Source organism: Streptomyces sp. NBC_00572 (assembly GCF_026341815.1).
Classification (GTDB): Bacteria; Actinomycetota; Actinomycetes; order Streptomycetales; family Streptomycetaceae; genus Streptomyces.
The window spans coordinates 32,755-49,776 of the sequence record NZ_JAPENX010000004.1 but is presented as its reverse complement, the minus strand read 5'-3'; the positions used below and the strand labels follow the sequence as shown (position 1 = coordinate 49,776).

The window sequence follows — 17,022 nt, the reverse complement described above, 5'->3', positions numbered from 1 at the left end:
CGCCGCCCACGGCGCGCACACGGCAATCGGACACACCACCACACGGGAGCTGAATTCACGTGGCTGACGAGGTACAACTCCGCGAATACCTCAAGAGGGCCATCGCCGACGCCCGAGACGCACGCAAGCGTCTGCGCGAGGTCGAGGACAAGGAACAGGAGCCGATCGCCATCGTCTCCATGGCCTGCCGGTACCCGGGAGGCGTCGCCTCGCCCGAGGACCTGTGGCAGCTGGTCGCCGACGGCGTCGACGCGGTCTCCTACTTCCCCACCGACCGCGGCTGGGACCTGGAGCGCCTCTACGACCCCGACCCGGAGAAGACCGGCACCTCCTACTCCCGCGAGGGCGGATTCCTCTACGACGCCGACCTCTTCGACCCCGAACTGTTCGGGATGTCCCCGCGCGAGGCCCTGGCGGCCGACCCGCAGCAGCGGCTCCTCCTGGAGACCGCCTGGGAGACCTTCGAGCGCGCCGGCATCGACCCGGTCTCGCTCAAGGGCACCCGGACCGGTGTGTTCGCCGGCGTCATGTACAACGACTACGGCTCGCGCCCCCACCTCCCCCCGGAGGACTTCGAGGGCTACCTCTTCAGCGGCAGCGCGGGCTCCATCGCCTCGGGCCGCGTCGCCTACACGTACGGCCTCGAAGGCCCGGCCGTCACCGTCGACACCGCCTGCTCCTCCTCCCTGGTCGCCCTCCACCTCGCGGCCAACGCGCTGCGCCGCGGCGAGTGCGACCTCGCCCTGGCCGGCGGTGTCACCGTGATGTCGACGCCGGTCGCCTTCGTCGAGTTCTCCCGGCTGCGCGGGCTCGCCGCCGACGGCCGCAGCAAGTCCTTCTCCGCGGCCGCGGACGGCACCGGCTGGGCCGAGGGCGTGGGCCTCCTCCTCGTGGAGAAGCTGTCCGATGCCCGCCGCAACGGTCACCGGGTGCTCGCCGTGATGCGCGGCTCGGCCGTCAACCAGGACGGCGCCTCCAACGGTCTGACCGCCCCCAACGGTCCGGCGCAGGATCGCGTCATCCGCCAGGCCCTCGCCGGCGCGGGCCTCACCCCCGCCGACGTCGACGTCGTGGAGGCCCACGGCACCGGAACGCGGCTCGGCGACCCGATCGAGGCGCAGGCGCTCCTCGCCACCTACGGCCAGGACCGCCCCGAGGGCCGCCCGCTGTACCTCGGCTCCCTCAAGTCGAACATCGCCCACGCCCAGGCCGCGGCAGGAGTCGGCGGCGTCATCAAGATGATCCAGGCCATGGAGCACGGCGTGATGCCTCGCACCCTGCACAGCGATCAGCCGACCACCCACGTCGAATGGGACGAGGGCGCCGTCTCCCTCCTCAACGAGGCGAGGCCCTGGCCCGAGACGGGGGCCCCGCGCCGCGCGGCCGTCTCCTCCTTCGGCTTCGGCGGCACGAACGCCCACGTCATCATCGAGGAACCGCCCGCGGCGGCCGAAGATGCCACGGAGAAGCCCCAGGAGGCGTCGGCGGCGCTCCCCGTCGTGCCGTGGATCATCTCCGGCAAGACGGCCACCGCCCTCCGTGACCAGGCACGACGGCTGAACGCCCGCCTCACGGCGGACCTCGCCGTGTCCCCCCTGGACATCGGTTTCTCCCTGGCGACGGGGCGGGCGTCCCTGGACCACCGTGCGGTGGTGACGGGCCGGGACCGTGGTGAACTCCTCGCCGGGGTGCGGGCGCTGGCCGAGGGCGGGACGGCTCCGGGTCTGGTGCACGGTGAGCGGGCGCGGGGCCGTACGGGCTTCCTGTTCACGGGGCAGGGCGCGCAGCGGGCGGGGATGGCGCAGGAGCTGTACGCGTCGTTCCCGGTGTTCGCGGCGGTGTTCGACGAGGTCTGCGCGCTCTTCGACGTAGCGCTGGACGGTTCTCTGCGTGAGGTGGTCGTCTCGGGTGAGGGGCTGGACGAGACGGGCTGGACGCAGCCGGCGTTGTTCGCGGTCGAGGTCGCGTTGTTCCGTCTGGTGGAGTCGTGGGGTGTGCGTCCGGACTTCGTGGCGGGGCATTCGATCGGTGAGATCGCGGCCGCGCATGTGGCGGGGGTGTTCTCGCTGGAGGACGCGGTGCGTCTGGTGGTGGCGCGTGCCGGTTTGATGCAGGCGCTGCCGCGTGGTGGTGCGATGGTCGCTGTGGAGGCGACGGAGGCCGAGGTCGTCGCCCTCCTGGAGGGCCGGGTGGCGATCGCGGCGGTCAACGGCCCCCGCTCGGTCGTCGTCTCCGGCGAAGAGGAAGCGGTCCACGAGGTCGCACGGAAGGTCGGTGAGCTGGGGGGCAGGACCCGTCGTCTGACGGTGAGCCACGCCTTCCACTCGCCGCTCATGGATCCGATGCTGGCCGAGTTCAAGGCCGTCGCGTCCCGGCTGACGTACGAGGCTCCCCGTATCGCGGTGGTCTCCACGGTCACCGGCAAGGTCGCCACCGGCGACGACCTCCGTACCGCCGACTACTGGGCCGACCAGGTCCGTGGCACCGTCCGCTTCGCCGACGCCGTCGAGTCGATGGTGGCCGAGGGCGTCACCTCGTACCTGGAGGTGGGTCCCGACGGCGTGCTGTCGGCACTGGCCGAGGGTGCCGTTCCGGCGCTCCGCCGGGGCCGCGACGAGGCCGTGACGCTGCTGTCGGCCGTGGGAACGCTCTTCACCCGGGGCGTCACGGTCGACTGGCGAACGCTGTACGAGGGAACCGGCGCCCGCCAGGTGCCGCTGCCCACGTACGCCTTCCAGCGCCGCCGCTACTGGCTCGAATCCCGCCCCGCCCCCGAGACCCACGGCCACGGCGCCCCCACCACCGGCCACCCGGTCCTCGGCTCGCCCATCACGGTGGCCGGCTTCAACCAGATCCTGTTCACCAGCCGCCTCTCCCTGGAAAGCCACCCGTGGCTCGCCGACCACGTCGTCCTCGGCTCGCCCGTCCTCCCGGCGTCGGCGCTCGTCGAACTCGCCATCCACGCGGGCGACCTGATCGGCCACCCGGCGCTCGACGAGCTCAACCTCCAGGTGCCGCTGGTGCTCCCGGAAGAGGGAAACATCCAGCTCCAGGTCAGGGCAGGCACTCCGGACGACACCGGACGGCACTGCTTGTGCCTGTACTCCCGCCCCGACGACTTCGACGCGCCGTGGACCATGCACGCCGAGGGCTGGTACCTCACGGAGGAGCCCGAGGTCGCCGCCTCCCTCGCCTGGGACGACGACGCGACGGGCCGGACCACCGAGATCCAGCTCCCCGACGGCCTCCGGACCGACGCCGGACGGTACGGGCTGCACCCGGTCCTGCTGCAGGCGGCCCTGCCCGTCCGCCCCGAGGACCCGGCCGCCGGTACGGTCCCGGTCCCCGCCGACTGGTACGGGGTACGGCTCCACGCCACCGGGGCGACCGCCGTCAAGGCGCGGGTCACGGAGATCGACGAGGGCGCCTTCTCGCTCCAGCTGGCCGACGCGGCCGGCGACCTGGTCGTCTCGGTGGAGTCCATCGTCTTCCGCGACATACCCAACGAGCAGTTCAGGGCCGCCGTGGGCGGCGACAGCACGGGACGCGAATCGCTCTTCCACGTCGACTGGACGCCCACCGCCCTGCCGGAGCCGGCCGAACCGCTCGCGTGGGCCGTCCTGGACCCGGACGGCACCGGCGGGCAGAACGGCACCGGCGAGAACCGGTACGCGCACCCCGCCGAGGTGGCCGCGGCCGTCGCCGCCGGCACGCGCGTCGACGCCGTCCTGTTGCCCTGGACCCCCGCGGATCCCGGCGCCGACCAGGCCGCCGCCACGCACACGGCCACGCGGAAGACCCTCGCGCTGGTACGTGAGTGGCTGGCCGACGAGCGTCTTGAGGGGACCCGGCTCGTGGTGGTCACCTCGGGCGCGGTCGCCACCGCCGACGGGGAGGACGTCACCGACCTGGCGGGCGCCGCCGTCTGGGGCCTGCTCCGCTCGGCCCAGTCGGAAGCCCCCGACCGCATCGTCCTCATCGACACGGACACGGACACGGACACGGACACCGACGGCGGTACGGGCACGAACGCCGACACCGAGGTGACGCTCTCCCTCCTCGCCGCCGGTGAACCCCAAGCCGCCCTGCGCGACGGCAAGACGCTCCTGCCCCGCCTGCGACGAGTCCCCGTCACCGACAAGCCCGCCGGCCGGCCCCCCGTCTGGAAGCACGGCACCGTCCTCGTCACCGGCGGCACCGGCACCCTCGGCGCCGAGTTCGCCCGCCACCTCGTCGCCGAGCACGGCGCCACCCGTCTCCTGCTGCTCTCCCGTACCGGCGAACAGGCCGACGGCGCGGCAGGGCTCCTGGACGACCTGCGGGGCATCGGCGCCCACGTCACCGTCGCCGCCTGCGACGCCGCCGATCGCGACGCGCTCGCCCGGGTGCTCGCGAGCATCCCGGAGGAGCACCCGCTGACCGCGGTCGTGCACACCGCAGGCGTACTCGACAACGGACTGCTCCCCGCGCTCACCGACGACCGGCTCGCCGACGTGCTGCGGCCGAAGGCGGACGCGGCCTGGCACCTGCACGAGCTGACCCGGCACCTGGAACTGGAGGCGTTCGTGACGTTCTCCTCCACGGTGGGCGTCCTCGGCGGCCCCGGCCAGGCCAACTACGCGGCGGCCAACGCCTTCCTGGACGCCCTCGCCGCCCACCGGCGCGCCCAGGGCCTGCCGGCGACCTCCATCGCCTGGGGCCTGTGGCAGCTCGGCGGCATCAACGCCCACCTGGCCGAGAGCGACCTCAACCGCTTCGCCCGCGACGGCTTCCGGCCGATCGCCCGCGTCGAAGGCCTCTCCCTGTTCGACCGGGCCACCGCCGACGGCCGGGCCGCGCTCGTCGCGACCCCGGTGGGCGTGACCGCCGTACGGGCCCAGGCCCGGATCCCCGCCCTCCTGAGCGAGCTCGCGGCCCTGCCGGGCCGCCGCGTCGCCCGGTCCGGGTCCGCCGACCACGCCGCCGACCCGGCGGCCGGTCTTGCCGCACGACTGGGCGAGCTGAGCGAGGTGGAGCAGGAACAGTTCCTCCTCACCCTCGTGCGTACCGACGTCGCCGCGGTCCTCGGCCGTACCGACGCCGAGTCCATCGCCCCGGAACGCGCCTTCCAGGACCTCGGCTTCGACTCGCTCACCGCGGTCGACCTGCGCAATCGGATCGGCACCGCCACCGGCGTCAAGCTTCCCGCCACCCTCGTGTTCGACCACCCCACCCCGGCGGCCCTCGTCGCGTTCCTGCGGGACCGCCTCACCCCCCAGGCACCCGACGCCCGCCAGGCGCTCCTCGACGAACTGGACGAGGTGGAAAGGAAGCTGGCCGCCGTGTCCCAGGGCGACCAGGACCGGTCCGCCGTCTCCGCCCGCCTCCGTGCCCTGCTGTCCCGGGTCGAGGGGGCCGACGGTCCGGCCGCGGTGCCCGGCGCGTACGACCCGTCCGACGCGGCCGACGATTCCGATGCCATCGAGTCGGCCTCCGTCGACGAGCTTCTCAGCTTCATCGACAACGAACTCGGCAGCTCCACCCCCTAGGTGCCTTCCGCCGTCGGCCCCCTGGCGGCGGACGGATCCCAGAGCCGGTCCGGCGGCCCCCTTCCGCCGGACCGGCCCCCTGCCACTCAGCCTTCGCCCGAGGAGAGCACGAACCCGATGTCCAACCCGTCGAACGAAGAGAAGCTGGTCGAGTACCTGAAGCGGGTCACGGTCGACCTGCAGAAGGCGCATCGCAAGATCGCCGCGCTGGAGGCGGCCGACTCCGAGCCGATCGCCGTCGTCGGCATGGCCTGCCGCTTCCCCGGCGGAGTGGCCTCCCCCGACGACCTGTGGCGACTTGTCGACTCCGGCACCGACGCCATCACCGACTTCCCCACCGACCGCGGCTGGGACCTGGAGCGCCTCTACGACCCCGACCCGGGCCGCGCCGGCACCTCCTACACCCGCAAGGCCGGCTTCCTGCACGACGCCGCCCTGTTCGACGCCGGGTTCTTCGGGATCTCGCCCCGCGAGGCCCTCGCCATGGACCCGCAGCAGCGCCTCCTCCTGGAGACCTCGTGGGAGGCGTTCGAGCAGGCGGGCATCGACCCCGACACCCTGCGCGGAAGCCGTACGGGCGTCTTCGCGGGCATCATCGAGCAGAGCTACCTCGGCCTGGACGGACCCGAGGAGTTCGAGGGCTATCTGCTGACGAGCAAGCTCAGCAGCGTCGCCTCCGGCCGGGTCGCCTACAGCCTCGGTCTCGAAGGCCCCGCCCTCTCCGTCGACACCGCCTGCTCCTCCTCGCTCGTCGCCCTCCACCTCGCGATCCAGTCGCTGCGCTCCGGCGAGTCCGACCTGGCCCTGGCCGGCGGCGTCACGGTGACCGCGACCCCGGGCGGATTCGTCGACTTCTCCCGGCAGAGCGGCCTGGCGCCCGACGGCCGCATCAAGTCCTTCTCCGCCGACGCGGACGGCACCTCGTGGTCGGAGGGCGTCGGCATGCTCCTCGTGGAGAAGCTGTCCGACGCCCGCCGCCACGGCCACCAGGTCCTGGCCGTCATCCGGGGCTCGGCCGTCAACCAGGACGGCGCCTCCAACGGTCTGACCGCCCCGAACGGCCCCTCGCAGGAGCGGGTCATCCGCCAGGCCCTGACGGACGCGGGCCTGACCACCGCCGACGTCGACGTCGTCGAGGCGCACGGCACCGGGACCCGGCTCGGCGACCCGATCGAAGCCCAGGCCCTGCTCGCCACCTACGGCCAGGGCCGCCCGGAGGGCCGCCCGCTCTACCTCGGCTCCCTCAAGTCGAACATCGGGCACACCGTCGCCGCCGCCGGTGTCGGCGGCGTCATCAAGATGATCCAGGCCATGGAACACGGAGTGCTGCCCCGCACCCTGCACGTGGAGAGCCCCACGCCGATGGCGGACTGGGACTCCGGCGCCGTCGAGCTGCTCACCGAGGCCCGGGACTGGCCGGCCACCGATCGCGCCCGCAGGGCCGCCGTCTCCGCCTTCGGCGTCAGCGGCACGAACGCGCACGTGATCATCGAGCAGCCGCCCGTGGAGGAACCCGCGCAGGCCGAGACGGCCGAACTGCCCGTGGTGCCCTGGCTGCTGTCGGGCCGGACGCCGGACGCCCTGCGCGAGCAGGCCCGCCGCTTCCACGACCACGTCTCGGCCGAAGCCACCCACTCTCCCCTGGACCTCGGTTTCTCCCTGGCGACGGGGCGGGCGTCCCTGGACCACCGTGCGGTGGTGACGGGCCGGGACCGTGGTGAACTCCTCGCCGGGGTGCGGGCGCTGGCCGAGGGCGGGACGGCTCCGGGCCTGGTGCACGGCGAGCGGGCCGGGGGCCGTACGGGCTTCCTGTTCACGGGCCAGGGCGCCCAGCGGGCGGGGATGGCGCAGGAGCTGTACGCCTCCTTCCCCGTGTTCGCGGCGGCCTTCGACGAGGTCTGCGGTCTCTTCGACGCGGCGCTGGACGGTTCTCTGCGTGAGGTGATCGTCTCGGGCGAGGGGCTTGACGAGACGGGCTGGACGCAGCCGGCGTTGTTCGCGGTCGAGGTCGCGTTGTTCCGTCTGGTGGAGTCGTGGGGTGTGCGTCCGGACTTCGTGGCGGGGCATTCGATCGGTGAGATCGCGGCCGCGCATGTGGCGGGGGTGTTCTCGCTTGGGGACGCGGTTCGTCTGGTGGTGGCCCGGTCCGGTTTGATGCAGGCGCTCCCGCGTGGCGGTGCGATGGTCGCTGTCGAGGCGACGGAAGCCGAGGTCGTCGCCCTCCTGGAGGGCCGGGTTGCCATCGCGGCGGTCAACGGCCCCCGCTCGGTCGTCGTCTCCGGCGAGGAGACTGCCGTCCTCGAAGTCGGCCGCAAGGTCGAGGAGCTGGGCGGGCGAACACGCCGCCTGACGGTGAGCCACGCCTTCCACTCACCGCTCATGGACCCGATGCTCGACGAGTTCAAGGCCGTCGCGTCCCGGCTGACGTACGAGGCTCCTCGTATCGCCGTGGTCTCCACGGTCACCGGCAAGGTCGCGACGGGCAAGGAGCTCCGAACCGCCGAGTACTGGGCCGACCAGGTCCGCGGCACGGTCCGCTTCGCCGACGCCGTCGAGACGATGGTCTCCCAGGGCGTCACCGCCACCCTGGAACTCGGCCCCGACGGCGTCCTGTCCGCCCTCGCGGCCGAGCTCGTCCCCTCCGCCGTCGCCCTGCTGCGCCGCGACCGGCCCGAGGCCGACACGGCCGTCGGCGCGCTCGGCCGACTCCACCAGCACGGCGTCCCCGTCGACTGGGCGGGGTTCTTCGCCGGCACCGGTGCCCGCCGGGTCCCCCTGCCCACGTACGCCTTCCAGCACCAGCGCTACTGGGTGGAGTCGGCGGCCGTCGCCCCCGACGCCGCCGGGCTCGGCATGCGGTCGACCGGCCACCCGCTGCTCGGCGCCGCCGTCGTCCTCGCGGGCGCCGACCGGACCGTGTTCACCAGCACCTTCTCTCCCCGCACCCATCCCTGGCTCGCCGACCACACCGTCTCCGGTTCCGTGGTGCTGCCGCCCGCCGCGCTCGTGGAGCTCGTCGTCCGGGCCGGGGACGAGTCGGGGGCGACCACCCTCGACGAACTCGTCCTGGACACCCCGCTCGTCCTCGGCAAGGGCGGCACCCACCAGCTCCAGGTCGCCGTGGGCGCCCCCGACGCCACCGGCCGCCGCCCGGTCACCGTGCACGGCCGCCCCGACGACCCCGACGCGGCGTGGACCGCGCACGCCCACGGCACGTTGAGCGTCACCGCCCAGGGCCCCGGGTTCGAGCCGGTCGAGTGGCCGCCCGCCGACGCCGAGGAGACCGCCCTCGAAGAGCTGTACGCCGGTCTCGCCGACGCGGGCCTCGCGTACGGCCCGGCGTTCCAGGGCCTCACCGCCGCCTGGCGCCGTGGCGACGAGCTCTTCGCCGAGGTCGCGCTGCCCGAGCAGGCGACCGGCGCCGAGGACTTCACCCTGCACCCCGCGCTCCTCGACGCGGCGGTACGGCCCCTCCTGCCCGCCGTACCGGAGGGTGCTCCGCTCGCCGGGCACTGGCGCGGCGTACGGCTGCACGCGACCGGCGCCACCGCGCTCCGGGTCCGTATCGCCCCCGGGGCCGGTGGCGGCGCGCGCGTCGAACTCGCCGACCCGTCGGGGCAGCCCGTCGCCGTCGTCGCCGAGACTGCGGTGCGCGGTGTCGACGACGGCGCGTTCGCGACGGCCGCCGGCCGGCACGACGACGCGCTGTTCCACATGGGCTGGACGCCGCTGGGCGTGCGGCCGGCCGGGGAGACCCGTCCGGCCACGCTCGGCGACGAGGGCGACTTCACCAGCCCCGGCGAGGTGGTCGCGGCCGTCGCCGCCGGACGGGAGGTACCCGTCGTCGTCCTCCGTGTCCGGCCGGAACCGGCGGGCTCGCTGCCCGGTTCGGTCCACGCCACGACGGAGAAGGCACTCGGCCTGGTGGGTGAGTGGCTGGCCGACGAGCGTCTTGAGGGGACCCGGCTCGTGGTGGTCACCTCGGGCGCGGTCGCCACCGCCGACGGGGAGGACGTCACCGACCTGGCGGGCGCCGCCGTCTGGGGCCTGCTCCGCTCGGCCCAGTCCGAGCACACCGGCCGCATCGTCCTCGTGGACGCCGACCCCGACGCCGACCCGGACACCGACGTCACGGGCCTGGTCGCGGCCCTCGCCGTCGCCGGCGAAGCCCAGGCAGCCCTGCGCGCCGGACAGGTGTACGTCCCCCGGCTCGCGAGGGCCGTCGTACCCGCTCCCGGCACCGCCCCGGCCTGGAACCCCGACGGCACGGTCCTGATCACCGGCGGCACCGGCAGCCTCGGCGCCCTCTTCGCCCGCCACCTCGTCACCGCGCACGGGGTGCGCCACCTCCTGCTCACCAGCCGCAGCGGCCCGGCCGCCGCCGGTGCGAAGGAGCTGTCGGCCGAACTGACCGCCCTGGGCGCCCGGGTCACCGTCGCCGCCTGCGACACGGCCGACCACACGGCGCTCGCCGAGCTCCTCGACACGATCCCCGCCGACCTCCCGCTCACCGGCGTCGTACACGCCGCCGGCATCCTGGACGACGGCCTCCTCACCACCCTCACCCCCGAGCGGCTGCACGCCGTACTGCGGCCCAAGGTCGACGCGGCCTGGAACCTGCACCGCCTCACCCAGGACAAGGACCTCACCGCCTTCGTCCTCTTCTCCTCGATCGCCGCGGTCGTCGGCGGCCCGGGTCAGTCCAACTACGCCGCCGCCAACCAGTTCCTCGACGCCCTCGCCCAGCACCGGCACGCGCGCGCCCTGCCCGCCACCTCGGTCGCCTGGGGCCTCTGGGAGCAGTCCGGCGGCATGAGCGGCCACCTCAGCGAGACCGACCTCGGCCGCATCGCCCGCAGCGGCTTCCGTCCCGTCCCCCAGGCCCAGGGGCCCGCGCTGCTCGACCGGGCGATCGCCCTCGGGCACCCGGCCGTCGTCGCGACCCCGCTGGACATCGCGGTCCTGCGCGAACAGCCCGGCCGCATCCCGGCGGTGCTCACCGGGCTCGCCCCCGCCCCCCTGCGCCGGGCAGCCGCCGGCGAGGGCACGGCCGCGACCGCCTCGCTCGCCGACCTGGTCGCCGGGCTCGACGGACCCGAGCGCGAACAGGCCGTCCTGGACGCGGTGCTCGAACTCAGCGCGGCCGTCCTCGGTCATGCCGACACCTCCGGCATCCAGCCCGGACAGCCGCTGACCAAACTCGGCTTCGACTCGCTGACCTCGGTCGAGCTCCGCAACCGGCTGAGCGCCCTGGTCGACTCCAAGCTGCCCGCGACGCTGGTCTTCGACCACCCCACCCCCGCCGCCCTCGCCGCCTTCGTCTCCGGGCAGCTCGCCGGCGGGCCGGGGCCGGACGCCGCCCCGGCGCTCCCCGCCGTGGACTACGCGGTCGAGGTGCGCCTCGCCGACGACATCCGCCCGGCGGACGAGGTCGTCACGTCGGCCGCGGAGCCGCGGTCGATCCTGCTGACCGGAGCCACCGGCTTCCTCGGCGCGTTCCTGCTGCGCGACCTGATGCGGACGACGACGGCGACGATCCACTGCCTGGTCCGCGGAGCCGACCAGGACGAGGCGATGAAGCGGCTTCGGACCAACATGGAGTGGTACCGGCTGTGGGACGAGGTCGACGAGAGCCGGCTCTCGCCCGTCCTCGGCGACCTGGCCGAGGAGCGGCTCGGCCTCACGGAGGAGCACTTCGACGACCTGGCGCGGACGGTGGACGCCGTCTACCACAACGGCGCCCGGGTCCACTGGCTGCACCCGTACACGGCGCTGCGCGACGCCAACGTCCGCGGCACCGAGGAGGTGCTGCGCCTGGCGGCCCGTCACCGCACCGTCCCCGTCCACTACGTGTCCACCGTCGGCGTCTTCGACGGCGTACGGGAGGAGGGTGTCCCGCTCAAGGTGACCGACCCGACCGGTCCCGCCGAGGCCCTGCCCAGCGGCTACCTCCAGAGCAAGTGGGTCGCCGAGCAGCTCATCGGCACCGCCCGCGGCCGGGGCCTGCCCGTCTCCGTCTACCGCGTCGACGTGATCTCCGGCGACACCCGGACCGGCGCCTGCCAGACCCGCGACTTCGTCTGGCTCAGCCTCAAGGGCATCCTGCAGTCGGCGGCGGTGCCCGCCGATACAAGCGGCCGGTTCCACCTGCTGCCCGTCGACTACGTCAGCGCCGCCATCACCACCCTCTCCCGGCAGCGGGACACCGCGGGCCGTACCTTCCACCTGTTCAACCAGAGCTCCCTCAGCCTCGCCCAGTGCGTGGAGAACCTGCGGGCGTACGGGTACGCGCTGGACGAGCGGGACCGGCGGAGCTGGCACGAGGAGGTCGGCGCGAGCAGCGACAACGCCCTGCGCCCGCTGCTCCACGCCTTCGAGATGATGACCTCCGACACCGACGGCTTCTACCCGCCGATCGACACCTCCGAGACCCTCGCGGCCCTCGCGGGGACCGGCGTCGACTGCCCGCCGCTGACCGCCGAGCTCTTCGCCCGGTACGTCGGCTTCTTCGTCGAGGTGGGCCACTTCCCGCCCGTGCCGGACCGGGAGTCGGCACGCGTATGACGGGAGGTCAGGGCCGGGATCCGGCGCGCGTGTGACGGGAGGTCAGGGCCGGGGCCCGACGAAGTGCCCCGGCCCGGACCTCTTGACCCACCCTTGACCTGACATACCTTCCCTTTACCTGGAGGGAAGACGGCAGGTGACGGACTATCGGATGGCAGCATCGGCGCCATGAGCGATACGGGCGGGTTACTGCAGGACAAGGTCATTCTGGTCACGGGGGCGAGCAGCGGGATCGGTGCGGCGGCCGCGTACCTCTTCGCCCGCGAAGGCGCGTCGGTGGTCCTCGCCGCACGCCGGGAGGAGAGGCTCACCGCCTTCGTGGCGGAGCTGACGGCCAAGGGGTTACAGGCCTCGTCGGTGGTGTGCGACGTGACGCGCGCCGAGGACGCGCAGCGCGCGGTCGCACACGCGACGGAACGTTTCGGCAGGCTTGACGGCGCCTTCAACAACGCGGGCATCGGCGGGGACCAGGCCCCCCTCCACGAGATGGGGGACGAGGTCTACGACACCATCCTCGACACCAATGTGCGGGGACTGTGGAACTGCCTGCGCGCCGAGATCGGCGCGATGCTCCCGAGCGGCGGCGGCGCCATCGTCAACAACAGCAGCGTGGGTGGCCTGGTGGCGATAGCCACCGCCGCCCCGTACGTGGCGTCCAAGCACGCGGTGGTCGGCTTCACCCGCGCCGCGGCCGACGAGTACGCGAGGCAGGGCATCCGCGTGAACGCGGTGGCACCCGGTCCGACCCGCAGCGAGATCACGGTCGGCTGGTTCGCGCGCAACCCCGGTCTGGAGCAGACGGTCGAGGCGACCACCTCCCAGAAGCGCACCGCCGCGCCCGAGGAGGTGGCCGAGGCCGCGGCCTGGCTGCTCAGCGACAGGTCCTCGTACGTCACCGGTGCCGTCATGCCGGTGGACGGCGGCTACCTCAACCACTGAGCGCGGCAGGGCCGGTACGGAACAGGGGCGGTGCCGGTCCACGGACCGCACCGCCCCGCACGCCGGCATCGCTACCGTGCGCAGTCCATGGAGACGGAGAAGGCGCGCCCGCCGTTCTGCACACCGGTGATCTCGACGTGCAGGACGCCCTCGTCCGGTGCGGGGACGACGGAGGCGTCGATCCACAACGGGGCGTCGAACTCGACGTAGCGGTTGAAGGTGCTCATCACACGGATGGGATGGCAGTCCGGTGCGGTGACCGCGTGCGCGGCCTGATAAGCGGCCTCGACCAGCACCAGGCCGGGCACGTGGTCGACCCGGTGGTCGTACAGCGCGAGGTTGGACACGTCCGTGCGCAGCTGCCAGCGGTTCGGGAGGCCGCTCGGGGCGAGAAGGACCTCGCGCTCATGGGTGCGCCCGACCGTGTGCGCGAGGACCGGAGCGGGTGAGGTCACCTTTTCCCACGCGACCTCGGCGTGCGCGCCGCGCAGCCTGCGGTAGGCGGCGGGGGCGATCCAGCTGTAGTCGAGACGTGCCTCCGCGACCAGCCGTCCTTCGGACAGGATCGACTGCTCGATGCGCAGGGAGCGCGGATTGTTGCGCTTGACTGTCACAAGAATGAACAGGTTGTCCGGTTTGTTTTTTGGATCGTAAAAATCGCCGGAGACGCTGAAGTCCATCAGCTCCATGAGCGTCTGGTGCGACAGCGGGACCGATAACTCCGCGTGCCCTATGAGCAGGGCGCCCTGACGGACCGTCTGGGCGAGCAGCAGTGGGACGGAGCCGCCGTAGACCCCGGCCTCGGGCCAGTGCGCGGTCACGGCATAGCGGTCCGACCCCAATGAGGACCACTTCGTGAGGAGGACGGCGTCCTCGTCGTGCAGATGCACGTACTCCTTGGGAACGTTCCGGACGGGCGCGGCGATCCGATGGACGACATTGGTGTGCCGTCGGCGATCGGAGAGCAGGGCTTTGGGCATGATCCCCCCCTGGGTCAGGCCTAGATTGAGGTGCCGGGTTCCGACACGGGATAAGATACCGGCTAAGCGGTCCTTTTCAAGGAACAGTTTCAAAGCACAAGTACTGAGAGGTGGCCTGTGGCGCAGCAGGAACGTGCGATCCGTACCCGGCGGATCATCCTGGAGGCCGCTGCCGAGATGTTCGACGAGCGCGGCTACGAGTCGACGACCATCGCCGAGATCCTGGAGCGGGCGGATGTGACCAAGGGAGCCCTGTACTTCCACTTCCCCTCCAAGAGCGATCTGGCGCGCGGCGTCCTCGCCGCCGCCGTGACCACCGACGGCGTCCGCCCGCAGGAGCTCAAGCTCCAGGAGATGGTCGACACCCTGCTGCTGCTGGCCTACCGGCTGCCTCGCGAGCCGATGCTCAGCGCGGCCCTCCGGATGGCGGTCGATCTCCAGTCCCGCCGGCAGTTCGGCACGGCCTGGCCGGACTGGACCGAGCTGCTCGCCGGATTCCTCAAGGACGCCAAGGGCCGCGGAGAGGTCCTTCCGTACGTCGACGAGGCGGACATCGCCCGCATGATCGTGAGCACCTGGACCGGCGTCCGGGTGGTGTCCGAGGGACTGCCCGGTACCTACGACCTGGCCGCCGAGATCGCTCTGCTCCTCCAGCTCCTGCTGCACGCGATCACGACCCCCGCCGTCCTGCCCCGCCTGGAGATCTCGGCCGCCCGGGCCGCCCACCTCTACGACGACATGCCTGCCTGGCGCGCCACGTCCGAGGCCGTCGGCGCCGGCTGAGGCCCTCCCGGGCCGACCGGCACTCACCCTGTGCGAGTCGACTCCCACAGGGGCACCACCACACCACCGCGCGGGACGGGTGGTGCCGCCGGGCCCCGGGGCGGGCTGAGCACCCTCTCGTGCAACCACTGGATGTCGGGCGACGGTTCGAGCCCCAGCTCCTCCCGCAGGATGCGCCGGACCTTCTGGTAGGCGTCCAGCGCCTCGGCACGGCGGCCCGCCTGGTGCAGGGCGGCGATCAGCTGGCCGTGGAACCACTCGTTGAGCGGGTAGTCGTGCACGAGCGTCCGCAGTTCGGGGACGAGTTCACGAAGCCGCCCGAGCAGCCGCATGGCCTCGATCCGCAGTTCGAGCGCCCTGATCCGCAACTCCTCCAGATGGACGATCCGGCCGGCGAGCACATCCCCGGTCGGCACGTTGGACAGCACGGGGCCGCGCCACAGGTCGAGCGCCATGCCGAGGGCGTCGGCCGCGGCCTCGTACCGGCCCGCCCGGAGCTCGTCCTTCCCCCGGGCGACGAGCCGTTCGAAGGTCTTGATGTCGATCGCGGCGTCGTCGACGTGCATCGTGTACCCGCCGAAGCGCGTGGTCAGCAGGGAGTGCTCGGTGTCCGGACGGGCGTCGTCCGTGAGCAGTCTCCGCGCGTGGTGCACATAGGTCTGCACCGTGTTGAGCGCCGAGCGCGGCGGGCTGTGCTGCCACAGCTCCTGGATGAAGGTGTCCGGCGTCACGAGGTCGTTGGCGTGGGTGAGGAGTACGGCCAGGATCTGGGAGACCTTGGGGGTACCCACCGGAAGGACCGCACCGCTCTCGGCGACGATCTGGAACGGTCCGATGAGGTTGAAACGCATGACGCACTCTCCTTCGGGGCGGACGTCTCGGGTGGTGCGGGACGGCTGGTCGGCTGCCGGCGGGGCAGGGCGGCTCAGCCGGCCCCGAGGAGCAGCGGCCTCATGGCCGTTCGGTGCGGTACGGCGTCTCCGAGGACCGCCCGTACACAGGCGAGATGGGCCACCGAGGCCAGCGTGATGTGACGGTGCCAGCCCTGGAAGGACCGCCCGGCGAAGTCCCGCAGCCCCACCCGCGTGGCCACCAGACCGTCGTCCCGGTCCACGACCTCCGCGAGCCCGGCCAGCGACAGCACGGGGCCGTGGCGCATCCGGCCGTCCGCCAGCCACAACCGCGCCGCGGACAGATCGGATTCCGGCCACTGGGCCACCAGGAGCCGCGGTCCGCCGGCCGGCGCCCCCGGCAGCATCACGGGAACGGCCATGGACAGGCCCCTGCCTCCCGTGGCGAGCCGGGCACGGGGCCGCCAGAGGTGCCGCATCGAGCCGATGAGCCCCGCCGCGGTGAGCGGCAGATCGCCGTGGCCGGGTAACACCAAGGGGTCGACCCGCAGCCGGAGCCGCCGCTCGACGCGCTGGATCAGCGGGATCCCGGCCTCCCCGAAGAGCCGCCCCATCCGCAGCGGATCGAGTCCCGGCGCGTCGAGGACCACGGGAAGGGGAGCCCCGGAGAGGGAGCGCGCGGCACGCAGGGCGACGTCGCCCGCGTTCTCCTCCGGACTCAGCGCCCGGCTGGTCGCCGGGATGTGGGCCCGTAACCGCCGGGAGCGGTCCTCGATCCAGTCGGCCGGCAGGACGAGCTGCCAGTTCACCGGCACGCCCGCGGCCGGTGAGGCCAGCCAGGCGCCGAACGACTGCTGCCCGGTGACGGTCCGTCCGAGCTGCGGCGCGAAGTACTCCGCCACGCCGACCGAGTGCCCGCCCGCCTTGGGCACGACGGTGGGGCGCACCACCAGGGCCCGGGGCCCGAGCAGTTCGTCCGTACGGCGGGCGAGGCCGCGGCGTACGGGCTCCCACTCCCAGGAGGACTCGCTGATGAAGTGGTGGACGCTCTGCTTGCGCGCCGCCTGCCCGCCCAACTGGTCGGCCACGTTGCGCAGGGTCTTGCGCCCGTGCGCGCCGAGCAGCCCCACCACGTACTCGCCGGCCTTCAGCCGCTGGTCGTTCCTCGGCAGGGAGTCGAACAGGTCGAGGGGTATCCCGGCGAGCGTCTCGTGGAACGTCGGACCGATCGAGGGCGAGTGCATGTCCAGTTACTCCCTGCGAAACCGTGGTGTCCTGTGTGTCGGTCGTGGCACGCCGGAGGAGAGCCGCGCCGAGCGAGGAGCAGTGTGGCGAGCCGCAAGTAAATGAAACCACACAGCCGGTTTGTTGTGTTGT

7 protein-coding genes are annotated in these 17,022 nt (G+C 73.0%); 4 read left to right on the top strand and 3 right to left on the bottom strand.

The window, feature by feature from the left end:
• Window positions 1–59 precede the first annotated feature (59 nt).
• The 3 genes from OG514_RS38800 to OG514_RS38790 all read left to right on the top strand — a co-directional run bounded on the left by OG514_RS38800 (window position 60) and on the right by OG514_RS38790 (window position 13,031).
• Entirely contained in the window at window positions 60–5,528 is a 5,469-nt protein-coding gene (locus tag OG514_RS38800) for a type I polyketide synthase (RefSeq protein WP_266903179.1), read from the top strand.
• 117 nt (window positions 5,529–5,645) lie between these two features.
• Window positions 5,646–12,092: a type I polyketide synthase gene (locus OG514_RS38795; protein WP_266903177.1), complete on the top strand. Its 6,447-nt coding sequence runs from the start codon at window positions 5,646–5,648 to the stop codon at window positions 12,090–12,092.
• A 168-nt stretch (window positions 12,093–12,260) separates the two neighbouring features.
• Window positions 12,261–13,031 (top strand): SDR family NAD(P)-dependent oxidoreductase, encoded by a 771-nt coding sequence (locus OG514_RS38790; RefSeq protein WP_266903175.1) that lies wholly within the window; start codon window positions 12,261–12,263, stop codon window positions 13,029–13,031.
• 71 nt (window positions 13,032–13,102) lie between these two features.
• On the opposite strand, the gene OG514_RS38785 is transcribed toward OG514_RS38790, so the two are convergent.
• Window positions 13,103–14,011, bottom strand: coding sequence for a ScbA/BarX family gamma-butyrolactone biosynthesis protein (locus OG514_RS38785; RefSeq protein WP_266903173.1), 909 nt, complete (start codon window positions 14,009–14,011; stop codon window positions 13,103–13,105).
• A gap of 117 nt (window positions 14,012–14,128) precedes the next feature.
• Between OG514_RS38785 and OG514_RS38780 the strand changes: the two genes are divergently transcribed.
• Window positions 14,129–14,794, top strand: a complete 666-nt coding sequence (locus OG514_RS38780) for a ScbR family autoregulator-binding transcription factor (RefSeq protein WP_266903171.1) — start codon at window positions 14,129–14,131, stop codon at window positions 14,792–14,794.
• A 23-nt stretch (window positions 14,795–14,817) separates the two neighbouring features.
• Here the strand turns inward: OG514_RS38780 and OG514_RS38775 are convergent, their stop codons facing one another.
• Both OG514_RS38775 and OG514_RS38770 read right to left on the bottom strand, forming a co-directional pair.
• Window positions 14,818–15,645 (bottom strand): AfsR/SARP family transcriptional regulator, encoded by an 828-nt coding sequence (locus OG514_RS38775; RefSeq protein ID WP_266903169.1) that lies wholly within the window; start codon window positions 15,643–15,645, stop codon window positions 14,818–14,820.
• Between the two features lie 74 nt (window positions 15,646–15,719).
• Window positions 15,720–16,889: a transposase gene (locus OG514_RS38770; RefSeq protein WP_266903167.1), complete on the bottom strand. Its 1,170-nt coding sequence runs from the start codon at window positions 16,887–16,889 to the stop codon at window positions 15,720–15,722.
• Window positions 16,890–17,022 lie beyond the last annotated feature (133 nt).

Excerpts from the sequence above, each read along its gene's own strand:
- OG514_RS38785 (WP_266903173.1), bottom strand. The coding sequence starts at position 14,011 with ATGCCCAAAGCCCTGCTCTCCGATCGCCGACGGCACACCAATGTCGTC.
- OG514_RS38795 (WP_266903177.1), top strand. The coding sequence starts at position 5,646 with ATGTCCAACCCGTCGAACGAAGAGAAGCTGGTCGAGTACCTGAAGCGG.
- OG514_RS38770 (WP_266903167.1), bottom strand. The coding sequence starts at position 16,889 with ATGCACTCGCCCTCGATCGGTCCGACGTTCCACGAGACGCTCGCCGGG.
- OG514_RS38775 (WP_266903169.1), bottom strand. The coding sequence starts at position 15,645 with ATGCGTTTCAACCTCATCGGACCGTTCCAGATCGTCGCCGAGAGCGGT.
- OG514_RS38790 (WP_266903175.1), top strand. The coding sequence starts at position 12,261 with ATGAGCGATACGGGCGGGTTACTGCAGGACAAGGTCATTCTGGTCACG.